The 18,040-nt window shown below is 65.5% G+C and carries 16 protein-coding genes; 9 read left to right on the top strand and 7 right to left on the bottom strand.

Going from position 1 to position 18,040, the window contains the following annotated elements; translation table 11 throughout:
- Positions 1-39: 39 nt before the first annotated feature.
- Positions 40-906 carry an AraC family transcriptional regulator gene (locus CXZ05_RS03360; RefSeq protein WP_102971197.1) on the top strand — a complete coding sequence of 289 codons (867 nt, stop codon included), beginning with the start codon at positions 40-42 and terminating at the stop codon, positions 904-906.
- Positions 907-961: 55 nt separating this feature from the next.
- On the opposite strand, the gene CXZ05_RS03355 is transcribed toward CXZ05_RS03360, so the two are convergent.
- The gene (locus tag CXZ05_RS03355) at positions 962-1,447 is read right to left on the bottom strand and encodes a hypothetical protein (protein WP_146033043.1); all 486 of its coding nucleotides are present in this window, start codon (positions 1,445-1,447) and stop codon (positions 962-964) included.
- 910 nt (positions 1,448-2,357) lie between these two features.
- On the opposite strand from CXZ05_RS03355, the gene CXZ05_RS03350 reads away from it, so the two are divergent.
- The 3 genes from CXZ05_RS03350 to CXZ05_RS22970 all read left to right on the top strand — a co-directional run bounded on the left by CXZ05_RS03350 (position 2,358) and on the right by CXZ05_RS22970 (position 3,691).
- A complete protein-coding gene (locus tag CXZ05_RS03350) occupies positions 2,358-2,744 on the top strand; it encodes a PadR family transcriptional regulator (RefSeq protein ID WP_102971195.1) in 387 nt (128 codons plus the stop codon).
- The gene (locus CXZ05_RS03345) at positions 2,741-3,454 is read left to right on the top strand and encodes a hypothetical protein (protein WP_102971194.1); all 714 of its coding nucleotides are present in this window, start codon (positions 2,741-2,743) and stop codon (positions 3,452-3,454) included. The genes CXZ05_RS03350 and CXZ05_RS03345 overlap by 4 nt, the downstream gene beginning before the upstream one ends.
- Positions 3,455-3,541: 87 nt before the next feature.
- Complete coding sequence (locus CXZ05_RS22970) at positions 3,542-3,691, top strand: hypothetical protein (RefSeq protein WP_180987249.1); 150 nt, start codon at positions 3,542-3,544, stop codon at positions 3,689-3,691.
- Positions 3,692-3,776: 85 nt separating this feature from the next.
- On the opposite strand, the gene CXZ05_RS03340 is transcribed toward CXZ05_RS22970, so the two are convergent.
- The 5 genes from CXZ05_RS03340 to CXZ05_RS03320 are packed head-to-tail and all read right to left on the bottom strand — an operon-like array spanning position 3,777 to position 9,630.
- Positions 3,777-5,243, bottom strand: coding sequence for a mannitol dehydrogenase family protein (locus CXZ05_RS03340; protein ID WP_102971193.1), 1,467 nt, complete (start codon positions 5,241-5,243; stop codon positions 3,777-3,779).
- 26 nt (positions 5,244-5,269) lie between these two features.
- The gene (locus tag CXZ05_RS03335) at positions 5,270-6,328 is read right to left on the bottom strand and encodes an NAD(P)-dependent alcohol dehydrogenase (RefSeq protein WP_102971192.1); all 1,059 of its coding nucleotides are present in this window, start codon (positions 6,326-6,328) and stop codon (positions 5,270-5,272) included.
- A 34-nt stretch (positions 6,329-6,362) separates the two neighbouring features.
- The gene (locus tag CXZ05_RS03330; RefSeq protein ID WP_102971191.1) at positions 6,363-7,292 is read right to left on the bottom strand and encodes a carbohydrate ABC transporter permease; all 930 of its coding nucleotides are present in this window, start codon (positions 7,290-7,292) and stop codon (positions 6,363-6,365) included.
- Positions 7,289-8,257, bottom strand: coding sequence for a carbohydrate ABC transporter permease (locus CXZ05_RS03325; RefSeq protein WP_102971267.1), 969 nt, complete (start codon positions 8,255-8,257; stop codon positions 7,289-7,291). Before CXZ05_RS03325 ends, CXZ05_RS03330 begins: the two co-directional genes overlap by 4 nt.
- Before the next feature lie 26 nt (positions 8,258-8,283).
- Positions 8,284-9,630, bottom strand: coding sequence for a sugar ABC transporter substrate-binding protein (locus CXZ05_RS03320; RefSeq protein WP_102971190.1), 1,347 nt, complete (start codon positions 9,628-9,630; stop codon positions 8,284-8,286).
- 208 nt (positions 9,631-9,838) lie between these two features.
- On the opposite strand from CXZ05_RS03320, the gene CXZ05_RS03315 reads away from it, so the two are divergent.
- From CXZ05_RS03315 to CXZ05_RS03300, 3 genes are all read left to right on the top strand, one after another.
- Entirely contained in the window at positions 9,839-10,786 is a 948-nt protein-coding gene (locus CXZ05_RS03315; RefSeq protein ID WP_180987248.1) for a sugar-binding transcriptional regulator, read from the top strand.
- Positions 10,786-12,186: a xylulokinase gene (gene xylB, locus CXZ05_RS03310; protein ID WP_102971188.1), complete on the top strand. Its 1,401-nt coding sequence runs from the start codon at positions 10,786-10,788 to the stop codon at positions 12,184-12,186. Before CXZ05_RS03315 ends, xylB begins: the two co-directional genes overlap by 1 nt.
- A gap of 456 nt (positions 12,187-12,642) precedes the next feature.
- The gene (locus CXZ05_RS03300; RefSeq protein WP_102971186.1) at positions 12,643-14,820 is read left to right on the top strand and encodes a glycogen debranching N-terminal domain-containing protein; all 2,178 of its coding nucleotides are present in this window, start codon (positions 12,643-12,645) and stop codon (positions 14,818-14,820) included.
- Positions 14,821-14,840: 20 nt separating this feature from the next.
- Here CXZ05_RS03300 and CXZ05_RS03295 read toward each other — a convergent pair whose 3' ends face one another.
- The gene (locus CXZ05_RS03295; protein WP_102971185.1) at positions 14,841-15,626 is read right to left on the bottom strand and encodes an IclR family transcriptional regulator; all 786 of its coding nucleotides are present in this window, start codon (positions 15,624-15,626) and stop codon (positions 14,841-14,843) included.
- Positions 15,627-15,801: 175 nt separating this feature from the next.
- Here CXZ05_RS03295 and CXZ05_RS03290 point away from each other — a divergent pair, with 175 nt between their 5' ends.
- Together CXZ05_RS03290 and CXZ05_RS03285 are read left to right on the top strand one after the other, a co-directional pair.
- Positions 15,802-16,620 carry an Asp/Glu racemase gene (locus tag CXZ05_RS03290; protein ID WP_102971184.1) on the top strand — a complete coding sequence of 273 codons (819 nt, stop codon included), beginning with the start codon at positions 15,802-15,804 and terminating at the stop codon, positions 16,618-16,620.
- A 12-nt stretch (positions 16,621-16,632) separates the two neighbouring features.
- Positions 16,633-18,024 (top strand): SLC13 family permease, encoded by a 1,392-nt coding sequence (locus CXZ05_RS03285; protein WP_102971183.1) that lies wholly within the window; start codon positions 16,633-16,635, stop codon positions 18,022-18,024.
- Positions 18,025-18,040: the final 16 nt, after the last annotated feature.

Below are 18,040 nucleotides of genomic sequence, written 5' to 3'. Positions count from 1 at the left end.
CGAAGCAGACGGGCAGGCTTGAAGTCGAAAGGGGGAACCGTGATCGCAGTGCTCAACCGGCTCGTTGAATTCGTCGAGGGCCACCTGACAGACGAGATCGACGTCGCCGGCTTGGCGATGAGTCTCGGCACGACGGAGTACCACCTCCGCCGGATGTTCTCATCACTGGCCGGTATGCCGCTGTCCGAGTATGTCCGGAGGCGCCGCATGGCGGTCGCCGCAGCGGACGTTCTCGGAGAGGGCGAGCTATTGGGCATCGCGGTGAAGTACGGCTATGGCTCGACCGAGGCATTCGGCCGAGCGTTCCGATCGGTGCATGGCGTCGCCCCTGGTGACGTGCGCCGAGCCGGCGGCCCCCTCCGCACGCAACCGCAGCTCAGGTTCCGCCTGACCGTAGAAGGAAACACCACGATGGACACCCGCATTGCTGATCGACCGGCCTTCCGACTCATCGGCCATTCGGCCCGTGTGCCACTCATCCACCACGGCGCCAATCCGCACATCCAAGCGCACATCGCCTCGTTGCCGGCAGGCGAGCACATTCGGCTCAAGGAATTGAGCAACACCGAGCCGGCGGGCCTGCTCCAGGTGAGCGCGGATGTGGACCCGGACTACACGGAGGGCAGCGGACTGACCTACCTCCACGGCGTCGCCGTCGCCGACAAGACGCCGGTGCCCGAGGAGCTCGACGCGATCGAGGTTCCTGCCGGTACTTGGGCGGTGTTTAAAGCCGAAGGTGAGTACCCGGCGGTCCTGCAGTCCACGTGGGCTGCCACCGCCACCGACTGGTTCCCGTCAAGCCCGTGGCGGCTCCGGCCCGGCCCTTCAATCGTGGCAATCCTCGACCGCGCCGCCGACTTCAGCACAGCCAGCTGTGAATTGTGGCTCCCCGTAGAACGCGCCTAGCCGAGCAGCCGCGCGACCGGCGACATCTTGCTGCTTGCAATCAGTCTGCCACCCGTTAAAGCCTGACCAGTGGCTGGCTTGGTTTTGCACCCGGCCCTGACAGCCGAATCAGTGACCAAACGACGAGTGCGGCGGCAGCAATCGGTGCGATGAAAGCGGCCATTGCCACCAGGTTGAGTCCGATGATCGAACCGGCGAAGCCGAGCATCGCCGTCACGCCAATACGGAGTGAGCGCCCTCCAGGAATGAGCCGCCCGAAAGGCAGTGCAACCGCGAAGCCCATCAGTGTTGCTGCGACGAGGATAAGCGGCCACTGCGTGGGATGCCCGGCCCCGAGAAGCTGGGCGGCCGCTTCCACGATGAGACTTGCGCAACAGGTGAGGGCCGACCAGCGCATGACGCTGCCAAACCGCGGGGTCAGCATCATCCCCGCAGCCACCGTCGCAGGGATGGCTGCCAACGCGCCAGCGGCCAGGCCGAGGTTCATGGCTCGGGTGGAATCCAAAGCTGTTGCCCAGTTACTGCCGGTGAGGGCAAACACTGCGCACCCAAGTCCCACAATCAAGGTCAGCAGCGCGGCTGCGCCGGCTGCGGCGTCCCTCCTTCGGGTCCAAGCGGGTGTGGGTGTCCGCGTTCGCGCTGCTACCGGAACAGTTTCACGTCGTGCCGCCGGGTGCTGCGCACTGCCGTGTCGCAGAGTTACGACAAGCAGCACCACAGCACCGAGGGTACCGACCATTGGTGCCATCAGCATCAGTGCACCGAGGACAAGGGCCAAAGGTGCTGCCAGAAACGTACTTTGCAAGAGGCGGGGTGGAGAGCCCCGTTTGCCCAGCACCGAGGTGACCGGTGCAACGAGCGAGGCCGTTCCGGCCACCCACCCGAGGATGAAGAACAGGAGGGTCGACGATCCAAACCAGCTGCGAGCCAGACCCGCATCAGCTTCGTCGAAACCGACCGACCAACTCGCTGCGGACAGGGCCGCCAAACCGCACGCCGGTACGGCACTTGCCGCGGTGGACAGTGCCGCCGGGGCTGAGAGCCGCCCAGCCTGATGCAAAAGGACGACGGCGGAGAGGGCTGAAGCGAGCGGTCCAATGAACACCGCCAACACGAGCCGAACAAACCCTGCTCCCGGGAGCATTATCGCGTTGCTCAACAACAGCCCGGTAGCACCTATGAACGCCAGCAGGGCCGTCACAGCGAAGCCCGCGGCCCAGCGATGTGTGGTCCTCGCGCCCAGTCCATGGGCCCATCGACTAGCGCTCATCGCGATGCCCCTCTTCCGTAAGTTCGTAATAGCGGCGCGCGCGTCCTGACCATTTCTTCGCCCGCTCTACGGACACCTCCACGCCCTTAGCAAAACATGCGGCGGAACAAATGAATAGGAAGAAGGAACCGCTTGGGTGCCGATGCTTTACAGGCTAACTACTTAGACTGACAATATAGTCATGGATGTTTCCACTTCAGCGCCCGAAACTGCAGGGGGCGCGCACTGGCCAAGCGACTGGCTTAGAGCAACGCTGGGCTTCTTGGCCCTCCGCGCACTGTCCGCCGGGCCCTCCTACGGTTACGCCATCATCAGTGAACTCGAGCGCAACGGGTTCGGCACCGTCAAGGGGGGCACCCTGTATCCGCTTCTCACCCGCTACGAGGCTGCCGGCATGGTAACCACCGAATGGAGGGCCGGCGAGGGTGGCCCCGGCCGAAAGTACTTCGCACTGACCGATCACGGCCGCGCCGAACTCATCCGCCTCACCGCTGACTGGGTACGCTTCACCAACCTCAGCACCCACTACCTCGACCCCGAGGTGCACACGAAGGAGTCCTCCACATGATGCATGAGACCACCGATAAGAAATGGTTCGACGAACTCGTTCTGGAACTTCGCCTGCGCCAGGTACATGGGAGCGCCATCGGTGACACCGTAGCAAGCGCGCACGAGCTCCTCGCCGACACCGGCCAGCGGGCTGAGGAAGCATTCGGACCGGCCCGGGTCTACGCCGCTGCGCTCGAACTACCCTCTGCACCGCAACATGAGTGGGTGCGGAGGGCGCTCTGGCCGTCGCTGCTCGGACTGCTGGCCTTCCTTCTCTTCAATCAGGCAGTCGTGTCCGCGGTCCGGTCGGAGCAGATGCTGGTTTCACCTGCGCAGTTAGCTCTTGTTGCCACACCAGTCGTGCTCATAGCCCTCCTGCCGCTCTATCTCACTGCCGTCATCCGACGCATCTGGGTACTTATCGCCCTGAGTGCAATCTGCGCGCTTGCCGGACTCCTCTCCGGCGTCGTAGCGCCGACAACCCCAGCCGGAGCATGGCTAGCGATTGACCCGCTGCCATGGCTGATCGGGAGCGCCCTAACCATGGTGGTCCTGTCGACCATGAACACCATCCGATCTCTCCGCCCTAATAACGACGACATCCTGGACCCGCGCTCCACCACCACGCACAGCAACGGAACGGGCACGAAAGTAGTCGTGCTGATTACCAACTGGCTTTTCCCCATACTCGCCCTGGCCATGCTCGGTCTCGCACTGTCTTTCCGCTGAGCCCATGCCAAGGCTCAAGCCATAGGGAAGACTGGGCAAGTCTGGATCGCACCAGCACTTCAAACGGAAGCCGCAGATGGGGGCCGCATGGTCGTTGACTTCATACTCCTGCTCATCGAGGGTGCGCTGACCTTCGTCGAGCACCTGTTCCTTCGCGGAAGGGCCTCGGGCAAAGGCAGGGTCCGCAAGAGGCTGGAACGCCGAAAGGCTCAGCGCTCCATAAACCCGAAGGGCTGAGCGCAGCCAGAGGCCAAGAAAAACTGCAATGACGCCGGCAGGTCCGGTGACAGTTCGCCACCGGACCTGCCTGACACGGGGGAACTCAGGACTCCAGGCTCGTCAGCGTCTCTTTGGCGCCCCCGCGGTGCAGGCTGGCCAGGGCTTCGGAGTACGCGGTGACAAAGCGCTCGTTATCGATCAGGTCCCCGAAGACTTCACGGTTTGAGATGAACGAGAGCGGCTCCTGCTGCTGGCGTGCGGCGGCGGCCATGAGGGTGTCCTTGAGCCGGTCCACCACTTCAATCCGGTTGCCCTGCTCGTCCGCTCCTTCGGCATACCGTGCCCAGCTCGCCACGATGGCAGCCGACCGCTTGATCTCTCCCCCGTTTTCGAGGTTGATGCGGACCACGGGCAGGAGCCACTTCGGGATCCGGTCGGAGCTCTCGGCGCAGAGCCGGGCAAGGGTGTCGCGGACGTATTCGTTGGAAAAGCGTTCGATCAGCGTGCGCTTGTAGGCGTCGAGGTCGATGCCGGGTACCGGCTGCAGGGTCGGGGTTGCTTCCTTGTCCATGTAGTCCAGCAGGAACCGGGCGAACAGCCGGTCCTGCGCCACCTCGTGCGCGTAGCGGTAGCCGGCGAGGTAGCCGAAGTAGCACATGCCCTGGTGGCTGGCGTTGAGGAGCCGCAGCTTCATCAGTTCGTAGGGCTCCACGTCCTCCACCAGCTGCACGCCGGCCTTTTCGAAGGGCGGGCGGCCCAGGCTGAAGTGGTCTTCCAGAACCCACTGTTCGAAGGGTTCGCAGACCACCGGCCAACCGTCCTCCACACCGAATTCCCGGGCGATTGACTGCCGGTCGTCGTCGGTGGTGACGGGGGTGATCCGGTCCACCATGCTGTTGGGGAAGGGCACGTTCTCGGCGACCCAGGCGCCAAGTGCCGGGTCCTTAAGCGAAGCAAAGGCCGTGAACATCTTCCGGGCCACATCACCGTTGCCCTGGATGTTGTCGCAGGACATCACGGTGAAAGGTGCCAGTCCCCGTTCACGACGGCGGCGCAGGGCTTCGGTGATGAGCCCGAAGGTTGTGCGCGGCGCGGCACCCGGCTGGAGGTCGTGGACCACGTCGGGGTTCCCGGCGTCGAAGTCTCCGGTGACGTGATGGAAGTTGTAGCCGCCCTCCGTGACGGTCAGCGAAACGATCCGGACGGCGTCGGACGCCATTTTTTCAATGACGGTCTCAGGATCGTCAGGGGCGAAGAGGTACTCGATGATGGAGCCGATGACCCGGCCTTCGCGGGTGCCGTCGGGGTTCTTCACCACCAGCGTGTACAGGCAGTCCTGCTGGTCCATGACCTGCTTCATCCGGGCATCGCCGGGCAGGACGCCCACTCCGCAGATGGCCCAGTCATGTGCCAGGCCGGCGTTCATCAGCTGGTCCAGGTACATGGCCTGATGGGCGCGGTGGAAGCCGCCGACGCCGAAGTGGACGATCCCAGCTGTCAGGGCTGACCGGTCATAGGACGGTTTGGCCAGGCCGACAGTGAGTTCCGTGAGTGCTGCATCTGTGAGCATATGGTGTTTCCTTTCCGGGCCGGCTGTCAGCGGCCGGGGTAGACGACGGCTTTGAGCTGGCCGGGCTGCTTGCCGGCTTTGAGTGCTTCTTCGGATTCGGCGAGGGTGAATTTGCCGGTGACCAGGATGTCCAGGTCCACTTTGCCGTCCGCGATCAACTGGATCGCCAGGGGCCAAGTGTTGGTGTAGCGGAAGACGCCGGAGAGCCAGATCTCCCGGTTCTGGATGTACGAGACGGGGAGTTCGACGTCGTCCGCCCCGAGCCCTACCAGGATCACCCTGCCGGCGGGGCCCACGGCCTTAATGCCGGAACGGACCGCTTGGGGCGCGCCGGAGGCGTCAATGAAGGCGTCGACGTCGAGCCCTTCAACGCTGTCGGTCCTGGCATTCAGCGCATGGGTGGCGCCGTGCTCGAGCGCGAAGGCCAGGCGGTCGTCGGCGATGTCGGAAATGTAGATCTCGGTGGCACCATAGGCGCGGGCAGCCTGCGCCGCGATGAGGCCGATTGGTCCGGCGCCGGCGATCAGCACGCGGCTGCCGGGGCGGATTCCGGCCCGTTCGCAGGCCCACAGCCCCACGGACAGCGGTTCGATGAGGGCGGCGGCCTCGTCGCTGACGGTGTCCGGGATGTCGTAGGCGAAGTCGGCCTGGATGGTCACGTATTCGGCGAAGGCGCCGTCGATCGGAGGGGTGGCGTAGAACTCGATGTCGGGGCAGAGGTTGTAGCGGCCTGCCTTGCACTGTTTGCAGGTGCGGCAGGGGCGCTGGGGTTCGACGGCGACCCGCTGGCCGATGCGGTCAGGGTCAACGGCGGTTCCGACGGCGGCGATCCGGCCTGAGAGTTCGTGGCCGAGGATCAGCGGATGGTCCACCACGTAGTCGCCGATCCGGCCGTGCTCGTAGTAGTGCACGTCGCTGCCGCAGACGCCGACGGCGGCGACCTGCACCAAGACCTGGTCGGGCTCGAGGTGCGGGACGGGCAGGGTTTCCATTGCCATGTCGCCCTGGCTTTTCAGGACGGAGGCGCGCATGGTGGCGGGCAGTTCGTTGCCGGGGGCGGGAGACTGTGCGGTTGATGTAGTCATCGAAGTATTCCTCGGGAATTGATGGGTTGGCCGGTTACTTCACGGCGCCGAGCGAGAGGCCCTGGACGAGTTTGTCCTGGGCGGCGAAGCCGGCGAACAGCACGGGCAGGGAGATCACGACGGCGGCCGCGCAGACCTTGGCGAGGAAGAGGCCCTGGCCCGAGACGAAGCCGGTCAGGAAGACCGGGGCCGTGCCGGCGACGACGCCGGTGAGGACGCGGGCCAGCAGGAGTTCGTTCCAGCTGAAGATGAAGCAGATCAGGGCCGTGGCGGCAATACCGGGCATCGCGACGGGGGCGATGATCTTGCGCAGGATCAGCAGGAGGCCCGCGCCGTCGATCTGGGCGGCTTCGAGCATTTCCTCCGGCACCTCGGCGAGGAAGGAGCGCATCATCCAGACCGCGATGGGCAGGTTCATGGACGTGTACATCAGGATCAGGAACCAGATGTTGTCCAGCGCGCCGACGGTTCTGGCGAAGAGGTAGAGCGGCAGGATCGCGGCCACCACGGGCATCATCTTGGTGGAGAGGAAGAAGAACATCACGTCCGTCCACTTCTTCACCGGCCGGATGGACAGCGCGTAGGCGGCCGGAATGGCCAGCGCGAGGACCAGGATGGTGGAGAGGATCGAGGCCGTGGCGGAGTTGATCATTGGCGGCCACGGGCTGACCCCGGAGCTCGCGCCGAAGAACTCCCTGTAGGCATCCAGCGTGAGGTTGGCCGCGATGGAGGGCGGGTTGGTGGCGGCGTCGGTTTCGGAGTGGAAGGAGGTCAGGATCATCCACAGAACCGGTGTGGCGAAGAGCAGAGCCAGCAGCCAGGCGCCGATGCCGGCCGCGGTGTTGTTCCGGGTGGGGTCCATCCGGGACTTGGCCCTGAACTTTCCGAAGCCGTGGCGGGGGGCGCCGGTGTTCAGGGCCGTCGGGCCGGAGGGTGTGCTTTGGGGTGCGGTGAGGGTGCTCATCGGGCTGCTTCCTTCTTGAAGAGCGAGAAAACGGTGCGCAGGGCGAAGGTCGCCACGATGATGGTGCCGATGACCACCACGACACCGGCGGCGGAGGCCAGGCCGTATTCGTTGGCGAAGTAGAACGTCTGATAGATGGCGTAGGGCAGGTTGGCGGTGCCCAGTCCCCCTGCGGTGAGGGTGAAGACGGAGTCGAAGTTCTGCACGATGTAGATCGCACCGAGCAGTCCGCCGAGTTCGATGTACTGGCGCAGGTGCGGCAGGGTCAGGTGCCGGAAGATGCCCCATGGCGTGGCGCCGTCCATCTGCGCGGCTTCCACGGTGTCCATCGGCCGGGACTGCAGGCCGGCGAGCAGGATGAGCATCATGAAGGGGGTCCACTGCCAGACCAATGACACGATGACGGCCATCAGGGGTGCCTGGGAGAGGAGGTCCAGCTGGGGCGCTGCGGTGCTGCCGAACAGTGACCAGGCCCAGGTGAGGACGCCGTTGATCAGCCCGTACGTGGGGTTGAGCAGGGCATGCTTCCAGATCAGGGCCGCGGCCACGGGGACCACCAGGAACGGTGCGATCAGCAGGGTCCGCGCCAGTCCGCGGCCGATGAATTTCTTGTCCAGCAGCAGGGCCAGGCCCAGGCCAATAAGCAGGCTGAACAGGACCACCGAGACGGTCAGGAGGATGGTGGTGAAGATGGCCTGGCGCAGGTCCGGGTCGGTGAGGACCGTGACGTAGTTCTCCAGGCCGGCGAAGGCGGTCTTGTCGGGGCTCAGGCTGTTCCAGTTCAGGAACGAGATGATCAGCGTCACCACGAACGGAAGCTGGGTGACGATGATGAGGAAGATCAGGGCCGGAAGCAGCGGTGCACGCCGCGCCCAGGCCAGGGCGCGTTCCCGCGACCGGGTGTTCCGTGAAGGTGTGGCTGCATGGTGTCCCGGGCGGGAGATGCGCGCCGTTGCGGTAGTCATGATGTTCTCCTGCGGTTCGGTTGAGGTCACTTGTACTTGTTGCCGATTTTTTGGGCGGCTTCCTGGCCCTTGGCCAGCGCGTCGGCCACGGTCCCCTGGCCCGCGATGGCGGAACTGACGCCTTGGGAGACGCTGGTGCCCAGGGCGGCGAACTCGGGAATGCCGACGAACTGTATGCCGACGGCGGGGCGCGCCTGGGCGCCGGGATTCTTCGGGTCGGCGTTCTCGATCGCGAACCGTTCAGCCTTGAAGAACGGCGCAGCCTGCTGGAACTCGGCGTTCTCGTAGGTGGAGATGCGCTTGCCGGAGGGAACCTTCGCCCAGCCCAGCTTGGAGGCCACCAGTTCCTCGTAGTCCTTCGAGCTGGCCCAGGCGATGAACTTCCCGGCGGCATCCTGCTTCTTCGAGGCCGCCTGCATGGCCCAGGACCAGGTCCACAGCCAGCCGGAAGACTTCGTGTTCTTCACCGGGGCCTGGGCGTAGCCGATCTTGCCCTTCACCGGCGAGGCCTCGGCTTCCAGGGCCCCAGCTGCGGAGGTGGCGTCGTACCACATGGCCACTTTGCCCTGGCTCATGTTGTTCAGGCACTCGGTGAACCCGGCCTGCGCGGCGCCGGCCTCGCCGTGCTCGCGGACCAGCTTGGTGTAGAACTCGGTGGCTGCGGTGAATTCAGGGGCGTTGACCTTCGCGTTCCAGTCCTCGTCGTACCAGGTGCCGCCAAAGGTATTGATCACGGTGGTCAACGGCGCGAAGACCTGGCCCCAGCCGGGCTGGCCGCGCAGGCAGATGCCCTTCATGCCCGGGGCTGCGCCGTCGACCTTCCCCGCTATGTCGGCGACCTGGTCCCAGGTCGGCTTCTCCGGCATCGCCAGGCCTTTGGCCTCCAGAATGTCCTTGCGGTACATCAGGAACGAGGACTCACCGTAGAACGGTTCACCGTACAGCTTGCCGTCCGTGCCGGTGAGTGACGCGGTGTAGGCCGGCAGGATGTCCGTCTGGTTGAAGTTGGGATCCTTGGCCACGCTGTCCAGGGGTGCCAGCCACTTGTTGGCGGCGAAGAAGGGGATCTCGTAGTTCGACAGGGAGGCGACGTCGTACTGGCCGGCCTGGCTGGAGAACTCCTGGCTGATCTTCGCCCGGACGTCGTTCTCCGGCAGCACGGTGTAGTTGACCTTGATGCCGGTTTCCTTGGTGAAGTTATCTGCGGTGAGCCGCTGCAGATCCTCCATCTGCGGGTTGTTGACCATCAGGACACTGATGCTGTTCGGGTCGCCTGCGGAATTTCCTCCGCCGGCGCCGGCGCAGCCTGAGGCGGAAAGTGCGATGCACAGGGCACCGGCAGCCATCGAGGCTGCGCGCATGCTGGGACGCATAAGAACTCCTTTGTGCTCAAAAGTCGGGACACGAGTCCGGGCTGAAGTCGGGGACCGGATGAAAGGGCCACTCGGTCCCTGCCGGCTCTCAGTTGGGATTGCTCATATGAGCAAAACCAATTGCTCATCTGCCATGTGACTCTAGTCATATATACTCATTTGAGCAAGAGGCAATACTCAAATGATCGATCCGCGAGAGGTGACCAGAATGACGGAGCATTCCCATGAAGAACTTCTGGCGCGCGTTAGCAGCGAGTACTACCTGGAAAACCGCTCCAAGGTGGAGATCGGCGCCAGCTATGAAATTTCGCGGTTCCAGGTTGCCCGCCTGCTCGCAGAGGCCCGCGAGAAGGGCATCCTGGAAATCAAGGTGCATTTCCCCTCCCGCGTTTCCGCTGCTGATATCCGGCGCATCGAGTCCGCACTGGGGATCAGGGAGGTAATCGTCGCCGAGACCACCGGGGACGTGATCCAGGCGCGCGCCATCCTGGCCAAGGCGGCCGCCGTCGAAATCTCCCGGCAGGCACCCGCCGGCGGGACCATCGGCATCTCCTGGTCCCGCACCCTGGACGTGGCCTCGCGGCTGGTCCGGGAACTTCCCCGGTGCGACATTGTCCAGCTTGCCGGCGCCCTTCCCACCGAAGGCGAGAGCAACCCCCTGGAGCTGATCCAGCGGCTGGGACATGTGAGTGGGGGGCTCACTTGGCCGCTGTGGGCACCTCTGGTGGTGGAGGATCCGACGACGGCGGCCGGCTTGCGCCGCCAGCCAGAGATCGCCGAGGCTCTGGCAAAGGCGGATTCACTCGACCTGGCCATCGTGGCAATCGGTGCCTGGAAGCCGGGCACGTCCACCGTCTGGGACAGGGCCGACGCCGAGGTGAGGCAGGCGGCAGTGGAGGCCGGCGCCGTCGGGGAATGCTCGGGCCGCCTCCTAAACGCTACAGGCGTTGCGGTGGAATCGGGGCTGGACGAACAGATCATCGCCGTCACCATCAAGCAGCTGCAGCGGACCCCGAAGGTGATTGCCGTGGCCCAGGGGGAAGCACGGGCCGAAGCCGTGCTGGCCGTGGCCAAGGCCGGCTTTGTCACCACGCTGATCATTGATACACCGCTGGCCCAAGCCCTGACTGACCTGGTCGACGAGGAGAAGAGTTAATGAGCATTGTTGTCGGGGTGGATTCCTCCACCCAGTCCTGCAAGGTCCTTGCCGTGGACGCCGAAACCGGTGACGTGATGACGTCTGGTGCGGCGGCCCACCCTGATCTCACCGCCGTGGACCCGTCCGTGTGGACCTCCGCGCTGCGGGAAGCATGGCATTCCGCCGGCGCTGACCGGCTGGGCGGGTCCGTCTCCGCTGCCGGCATCGCCGCCCAGCAGCACGGGATGGTGGCCCTCGACAGTTCCGGGACGCCCGTGCACGACGCACTGCTGTGGAACGACACCCGCAGCGCGCCGGACGCGGCGAGGCTGCGGGATGAACTGGGGCCCGAAAAGTGGGTGGACGCCGTCAACCTTGTCCCGGTCGCTTCGTTCACCATCTCTAAGCTGGCGTGGCTGGCGCAGAACGAACCGGATGCCGCGAGCCGCGTCGACCAGGTGGTCCTCCCCCACGACTGGCTCAACGGTGCCATGGGCGGGGAGTTCATCACGGACCGGAGCGACGCCTCCGGCACCGGCTACTTCTCCCCCGTCACCAACAGCTACCGGACAGACCTGCTGGAACGCTTCTTCGGACGGGTCCCGCGCCCGCCGCGCGTGGTGGCGTCGCACGAGCAGGCCGGCACCGTGCAAAACGGCTGGGGCATTGACGGCGCTGTCCTCGCCGCCGGCGCCGGGGACAATACCGCAGCCGCATTGGGGCTCGGTCTGCGCCCGGGCGAGGTGGTCGTCTCCATCGGCACCTCCGGAACCGTCTTCACCACCACACCTTCCGCGATGCCGGATCATACCGGTGCTATCGCCGGATTCGCGGACGCCGCCGGCGGACATTTGCCGCTGCTGGCCATGCTCAACTCTGCCCGCGTCATGGCAGCGACCGCCACCATGCTCGGCGTCGACCTTGCAACACTGGATTCCCTGGCACAGGGCGCCGGCAGCGATGCCGGCGGTCTGACATTCCTTCCTTACCTGGACGGCGAGCGCAGCCCCAATCTTCCCCACGCAACAGGCAACCTGGCCGGTCTCACCAGGAGCAACATGAGCGCGGAGAACCTCGCCCGCGCCTCCGTGCTGGGCGTGCTGAACTCACTGGCTGACGGCATCGACGTCCTGAGGCAATCCGGTGGCGCCCCGGACAAAGTTCTCCTGATTGGCGGAGGCTCCAAATCGCAGGCGCTGCGCCAGGCAGCAGCAACCATTTTCAACCTGCCGGTCGAGATTCCGACAACCAGGGAGTACGTGGCCCTCGGCGCAGCCAAACAGGCCGCATGGGCAGCCACGGGAGAACTTCCCGACTGGAAACGAAGCATCGAAGCCGCCTACGAACCCGAAGGAGACTGGGGCTTCGGCGTCCGGGAACGCTATGCCGAGGTGCGCAAGGGCTTCTACGGGGTGTGAGCGCCGCTAGGTTGAGCCGTGGGCTGGTTGAGCCCCTCGAAACCGCCGCCGCCGGCTACCTTGATTCCTCCTTCGGCCTCGCCCTTCGAACGGCTGTTGCTATCCGGGAATGTCCGCCCCGCCTCAGGTCCTGTCGATTTCCAAGTCCTGCGCAGCGTCACGTCCGACGCAGGTACCGCAGAAATGCTGTCCGACCTGCGCGGCGACCGTTGATCATCTACTTAGACACCTCAGCGGCGCTCAAACTCGTCGTCGAGGAAACTGAAGTGCCGGGAGCTTGCCTCAACCCGGATGGAACACGTCCACCTGGACACCAGCATGGCGGCCGCCCGGATTGCGCCACTGGTGTCAGCCGGCGCGCAGGCGTAGCGTCGGTTTGAGCAGGCGATCGCCGGAGGATCGGCCCGGCGCTGTGCGGCGCTGGGCCGTTGACGTCGGTCCTTTGAAGGAGCAGGGATGGCTGGATGGAATGCTGACACTGCTGCAGGTTCGCCGGGGCCAGGCGCGGTCACCCTGGTGGAGGGCTCATCATTCTGCATCTCCGGGGCGAACGGCGACATCAGCCCGGAGTATCCCCATGGGGTTTTCTTTGAGGACACCCGGATCCTGTCCCGGTGGCATCTGACCGTCAACGGAGCCCCCTTGGAGTCCCTCGCTGCCAAGACCAAGGAACCGTTTAGGGCCCTGTTCGCCGGCCGCGTCCCCCGCCCGGACGGGCACGCGGACAGCCCGCTGATTGTCGAACGCCTCCGCGAGGTGGGCACCGGAATCCTGGAGCAGATCACCGTCAGGAACTACGCGACGGCACCGGCCGACTGCGTGGTCTCCCTCAGGGTCGACGCTGACTTCGCTGACCTCTTCGAGGTGAAGGAGGCGCGCGTTCAGCGGCGCTGGGACGAGTCCCGCCAGGCGGACGGTGACGCGCTGACCATCCGGGCCGTCTGGCAGGACATCCGGAAGGGCGTCGTCGTGTCAGGCGCCGGCGCAGAAGCCACACCGGAGGCCCTGACGTATCACGCCCGTGTCCCGCCGCATGGAGAATGGAGCGCCACCGTCAGCGTGGTGCCCACAGCAGACATGTCCGGTCCGGCGGCGCCCTTTGTTCGTTCGGACGAGGGTGGGCTGTCTCCGCGCGACCTCCGCCGGCAGGAGTGGGTGTCAAAGATTCCGATGCTGCGCATGGGCAACCGCTCCATCGAGCGGACGCTCCGCCGCAGCTATGACGATCTGGGCGCACTTCGCATCGAGGACCCGGACCACCCGGACCGGATCGTGGTGGCCGCCGGCGCGCCCTGGTTCATGGCGCTGTTCGGCCGGGACTCCCTGTGGGCCTCGCTGATGGCGTTGCCGGTGGATCCGTCCCTGGCCTTCGGCACCATCCAAACGCTGGCCGACCGCCAGGGCACGGTCGTGGATGTGATGAGCGAGGAGGAACCGGGGAAGATCCTGCACGAGGTCAGGCTCGATGTCTCCAGCGGCCTGGCCCTGGGTGGCAAGTCCGCCTACTACGGCAGCGTCGACGCCACGCCGCTGTTCGTGGCCCTGTTCGGGGAAGTCAGCCGCTGGGGATTCGCCGCAGAAACCACCTCGGAACTGCTGCCGCACGTGGACCGGGCCCTGGACTGGATCCGCGACTACGGCGACAAGGACGGCGACGGCTTCGTCGAGTACGAACGCCTCAACGACACCGGTTTGATCAACCAGGGCTGGAAGGACTCGTGGGACGGCATCAACTTCGCGGACGGCACCCTGGCCGAACCCCCGATCGCGCTCTGCGAGGTGCAGGCCTACGTTTACAGCGCCTACATGGCGCGGTCCTGGATAGCTTACGACGCCGGCGACATGGCTCTTGCGGCCAGGTACCGGAACCTCGGGGCACAGTTGAAGAGGCAGTTCAACGAACAGTTCTGGCTGCCGGACCGCGGCTACTACGCCGTCGCACTGGACGGCCACAAGCGGCCGGTGGACGCTTGCACTTCCAACATGGGGCAATGCCTGCTGTTTGGGATCATCGATGCCGATAAGGCTCCGCTGGTGGCGGAGCGGCTCATGTCCCCCGAGATGTTCAGCGGCTGGGGCGTGCGAACCCTGGCCAGCAACATGGGCGCCTACAACCCCGCGAGCTACCACAACGGATCGGTCTGGCCCCACGACAATGCGATCATCGCGTCAGGTCTCCTGCGCTACGGCCTCGTAGAGCAGGCGCAACGGATCTCCACAGCCCTGTTTGAAGCGGCCGAGTACTCGGAAGGACGCTTGCCGGAATTGTTCTGCGGCTTCAGCCGGGAGCACTTCGACGAACCCGTCCCCTACCCCACGGCATGCTCGCCGCAGGCGTGGGCCGCCACCACGCCGATCCAGCTCGTGAAGAGCCTGATGGGCTACTACGCCGACGTCGCCCGAGGCGGCCTCTGGATGGATCCCGTTCTCCCCGAATCCTACGGCGACCTGCACATCACCAACGCCCCCATGGCCGACAGCCGGATCACCATCGACATTTCCGGTTCCGTCGCGAACGTTCAGGGACTGCCCGAAGGCATGCTGTTCCACCACGGAGTCCGTCCCTGGGCGTCTGACCTCGCGGAAAAGGCGAACCTCGCAGGCGATCAGCATCGCCCAGTTCCGCCTCTGTGAGGAAGCCCGGCCGGGCAGGCTTAACCCTCGGATGGGCTGCCGGCATACCCCAACGCAAAACTTGCTTCCAGGCCCGCGCGGGCTACCACCGGCCCTAGCCGTTCCGCATCGGCGGGCCCGATCCGCTGGGTCGGGAATCCCAAGCCTATGGCACAGGCCAGCCGCCCGGCGTGGTCGAACACGGGTGCACTGATGGACCCCACGTCTTCGTTCCGTTCCCCGAAGGCCGCGTAGAACCCCTGCTCCTTCGCCACCGCCGCCTGCTGCCGGAGCATCTCCACCGAGGCCGGCGTGTCCGACGTAAAGCGGTCGAGGCCGTGCTCGTCCAGGGCACCCCATGCCTCCGGATCGAACGCCAGGAAAATCTTGCCCGGCGCTCCGGCGTGCAGCGGCATAACCATGCCCACCATAAAAGGCCGCATCACCACGTGGCGCGTCTCGGCCACGGCAACGATGGTCCGGAAGGCCCCATCCCGGACGTACAGGCATGCCGTTTCGCCAGTCTCATCGCGCAGCTGCTGCAGAATCGGCTTTACCAGCCGGACCACGTCCAGCCCGAATGTCCCCGGGGTAGCCCAGCGGACCAGCCCGATCCCGATCCGGTACCGGTCGCCGTCGCGGTCCAGGAAGCCCTCCCGCAGCATGTTCTGCACCAGCCGCTGGCAGGTGCTGGACGGCAGGCCCGTCTTCCGGATGATCTGCTGCAGTGTCGGCTCCGGATCCTGGACCGAAAAACAGTCGAGGATCTCCGCCACCTTGTGCAGGACCAGCAGAGGCGGGCCTCCCGCTCCCGGTTCCGTCGCCACCGCTTCGATATCCCTTCGCTACTTTTCCTCGGGCAGCCTCCAGCTTAGTCAGCTGGAAGCAGGCCACAGGAACGTGACCTGTTTGACATTTTATTCGACTGACCCACATCATGGGAACACAACCCACCAGGTGGGTTTCCCCAATCAAGCCGCAGCACAAAGACGTGGAGAAACCATGAGCATCCCCGAAACCACTTGCGAAACCGCTCCGGAACCCAAGCGCCCGGGCTCCTCCCGAGTGGGACTGATCGTCCCCAGCTCCAACACCACCATGGAGACGGAACTGCCGGAGCTGTTCCGCCGCCAGGCCGAGGCCACCGGCCACAAATACACGTTCCACTCCGCCCGCGCCGGCATGAAGAAAGTCACCCGGGAAGAGCTGCTGGCCATGGTGGGCAAGGCGGCTGGCTGCGCCGAGGCAGTGTCCGACGCCGACGTGGACGTGATCGCCTACGCGTGTCTGGTTGCCGTCATGGCTCAGGGTTCCGAAGCCCATGTCGGTTCGGAGAAAGTCATCGCAGAAGCCGCCGCCGGCAACGGGCACCCTGCCCCGGTCACCAGCAGCGCCGGTGCCCTGGTCCGCACCCTGCAGGAAATCGGCGCGCTCAAGGTCGCCATGATCACCCCCTACATGAAGCCGCTCACCAAGATGGTGGTGGACTACATCGAAGGATCCGGCATCACGGTGCTGGACGCCATCAGCCTCGAAGTGGCCGACAACCTCGAGGTCGGCTGCCTTGACCCGCAGAACCTGCCCGCGCTTGCCCGCAGCCTGCAGCGCGAAGGCGCGGACGCCGTCGTGCTTTCCGCCTGTGTCCAGATGCCGTCACTGGCTGCGGTCCAGGCAGTGGAGGACGAACTCGGCCTGCCGGTGATCACGGCGGCCACGGCCACCACCTACGAGATCCTTAAGGCACTCGGTCACCAGCCCGCCATCACCGGCGCGGGCAGCCTGCTGTCCGGCGCCGGTATCCTCTCCCCCGCGAACCGCTAGGCGGCCGGCACCATGCCCCTGTCAATCATCGCGTTCCTGGTCCTGGTGGCGGCCTTCGCCATCGGATCCTTCACCAAGATCAACGCCGGCCTGCTGGCCACCGTCGCCGCGTTCGGCGTCGGAACCCTCTTGGCCGGCATGTCCATCAAGGACGTCATCGGCCAGTTCCCCGCCGGACTGTTCTTCATCCTGGTCGGCGCCACCTTGCTCTTCGCCATTGTGCGGATCAACGGCACCATTGACCTGCTGGCCTACTGGGCTGAACGGCTCGCCGGCGACCGGAAAATTCTGGTCCCCATCCTGATGTTCCTGCTGACGGCCGCCCTGGCTTCGGCCGGCGCCTTCACCCCGGCCGCCATCGCGATCGTGGCCCCTGTGGGGCTGGCGCTGGGCATGCGGTTCGGCATCAGCACCCTGGCCATGGGCCTGGTCATCGTCCAAGGCGCGAATGCCGGCGCATTCTCCCCGGTCAACCCCTTCGGCGTGCTGGCCAACAAGATGCTGGATGGTGCCGGAGCCGCTGACGGTTCCTTCAAGCTCTACGCTTACTGCTTCGTCTTCAATGCCATCCTGGCCGTGATCGCCTACGTTCTGGTACAGGCCATTATGAAGCGCCGCGCGGCCAAGGGGGACGCAGGGCAGCAGGCCAGTGAGGCCGGCGGTGTAAAGCACGACGGCGGCGCTGGCGCTTCCGCCGGAAGCGACGCGTCAGGCCGGTCCGGCTCCGGAACGGCTGTACTCACCGCCCCGGCACACACTTCTGCGGCTACCGGAACCGCCACCAGGACTGGCCCCGAGAAGGTAGCCGCCACGCCCATGCGGATCCTCACCTTGGTGGGCATCGCCTCCCTGCTGGTGCTCACCACCGTCCTGGGCATGGACGTGGGAGTTGCGTCGCTCGTCATCGCCGCGGTGCTGATCGTCCTGGATTCCAGCGTGCAGAAGCCGGCAGTGGAAAGCATGCCGTGGTCCGCGATCATCCTGGTGACCGGCATCGTCACTTATGTGGGCATGCTGGAAGAGATGGGTGCGCTGAAGGAACTGCAGGAAGGCATCGCGGGTCTGGGCAACAGCTCCATTGCCGCCCTCATCACGAGCTATGTGGTGGCCATCGTCTCGGCCTTCGCTTCCACCACCGGCACCCTGGGCGTCATCAGCCCGGTGGTCGCACCGATCGCCATGGATCCGCTGCTCACCCCCATCGGCGTAGTGACGGCCATCGCCATCAGCTCTTCGGTGGTTGACGTGAGCCCGATGTCCACCAGCGGTGCCCTGCTGATGGCGAGCGCGCAGCCCAAGGACGAGCGGATGTTCTTCCGGGCGCTGCTGCTGTGGGCCATCGCGATGATCGGCGTGGTGCCGCTCCTCGTGTGGTTCCTGTTTGTCCAGCTCGGCCTCGGCTGATCCGCACATAACAACC

The organism is Arthrobacter sp. AFG20, from assembly GCF_002892795.1.
Lineage (GTDB): Bacteria > Actinomycetota > Actinomycetes > Actinomycetales > Micrococcaceae > Arthrobacter.
The sequence above is the reverse complement of the archived record's forward strand: the minus strand, read 5'-3'. Positions and strand labels throughout refer to the sequence as shown.

Coding starts and splice junctions, on each gene's coding strand:
- CXZ05_RS03320 (WP_102971190.1), bottom strand. CDS start 9,630: ATGCGTCCCAGCATGCGCGCAGCCTCGATGGCTGCCGGTGCCCTGTGC.
- CXZ05_RS03350 (WP_102971195.1), top strand. CDS start 2,358: ATGGATGTTTCCACTTCAGCGCCCGAAACTGCAGGGGGCGCGCACTGG.
- CXZ05_RS03315 (WP_180987248.1), top strand. CDS start 9,839: ATGACGGAGCATTCCCATGAAGAACTTCTGGCGCGCGTTAGCAGCGAG.
- CXZ05_RS03345 (WP_102971194.1), top strand. CDS start 2,741: ATGATGCATGAGACCACCGATAAGAAATGGTTCGACGAACTCGTTCTG.
- CXZ05_RS03330 (WP_102971191.1), bottom strand. CDS start 7,292: ATGAGCACCCTCACCGCACCCCAAAGCACACCCTCCGGCCCGACGGCC.
- CXZ05_RS03340 (WP_102971193.1), bottom strand. CDS start 5,243: ATGCTCACAGATGCAGCACTCACGGAACTCACTGTCGGCCTGGCCAAA.
- CXZ05_RS03335 (WP_102971192.1), bottom strand. CDS start 6,328: ATGACTACATCAACCGCACAGTCTCCCGCCCCCGGCAACGAACTGCCC.
- CXZ05_RS22970 (WP_180987249.1), top strand. CDS start 3,542: ATGGTCGTTGACTTCATACTCCTGCTCATCGAGGGTGCGCTGACCTTC.
- CXZ05_RS03325 (WP_102971267.1), bottom strand. CDS start 8,257: ATGACTACCGCAACGGCGCGCATCTCCCGCCCGGGACACCATGCAGCC.
- CXZ05_RS03300 (WP_102971186.1), top strand. CDS start 12,643: ATGGCTGGATGGAATGCTGACACTGCTGCAGGTTCGCCGGGGCCAGGC.
- xylB (WP_102971188.1), top strand. CDS start 10,786: ATGAGCATTGTTGTCGGGGTGGATTCCTCCACCCAGTCCTGCAAGGTC.
- CXZ05_RS03290 (WP_102971184.1), top strand. CDS start 15,802: ATGAGCATCCCCGAAACCACTTGCGAAACCGCTCCGGAACCCAAGCGC.
- CXZ05_RS03285 (WP_102971183.1), top strand. CDS start 16,633: ATGCCCCTGTCAATCATCGCGTTCCTGGTCCTGGTGGCGGCCTTCGCC.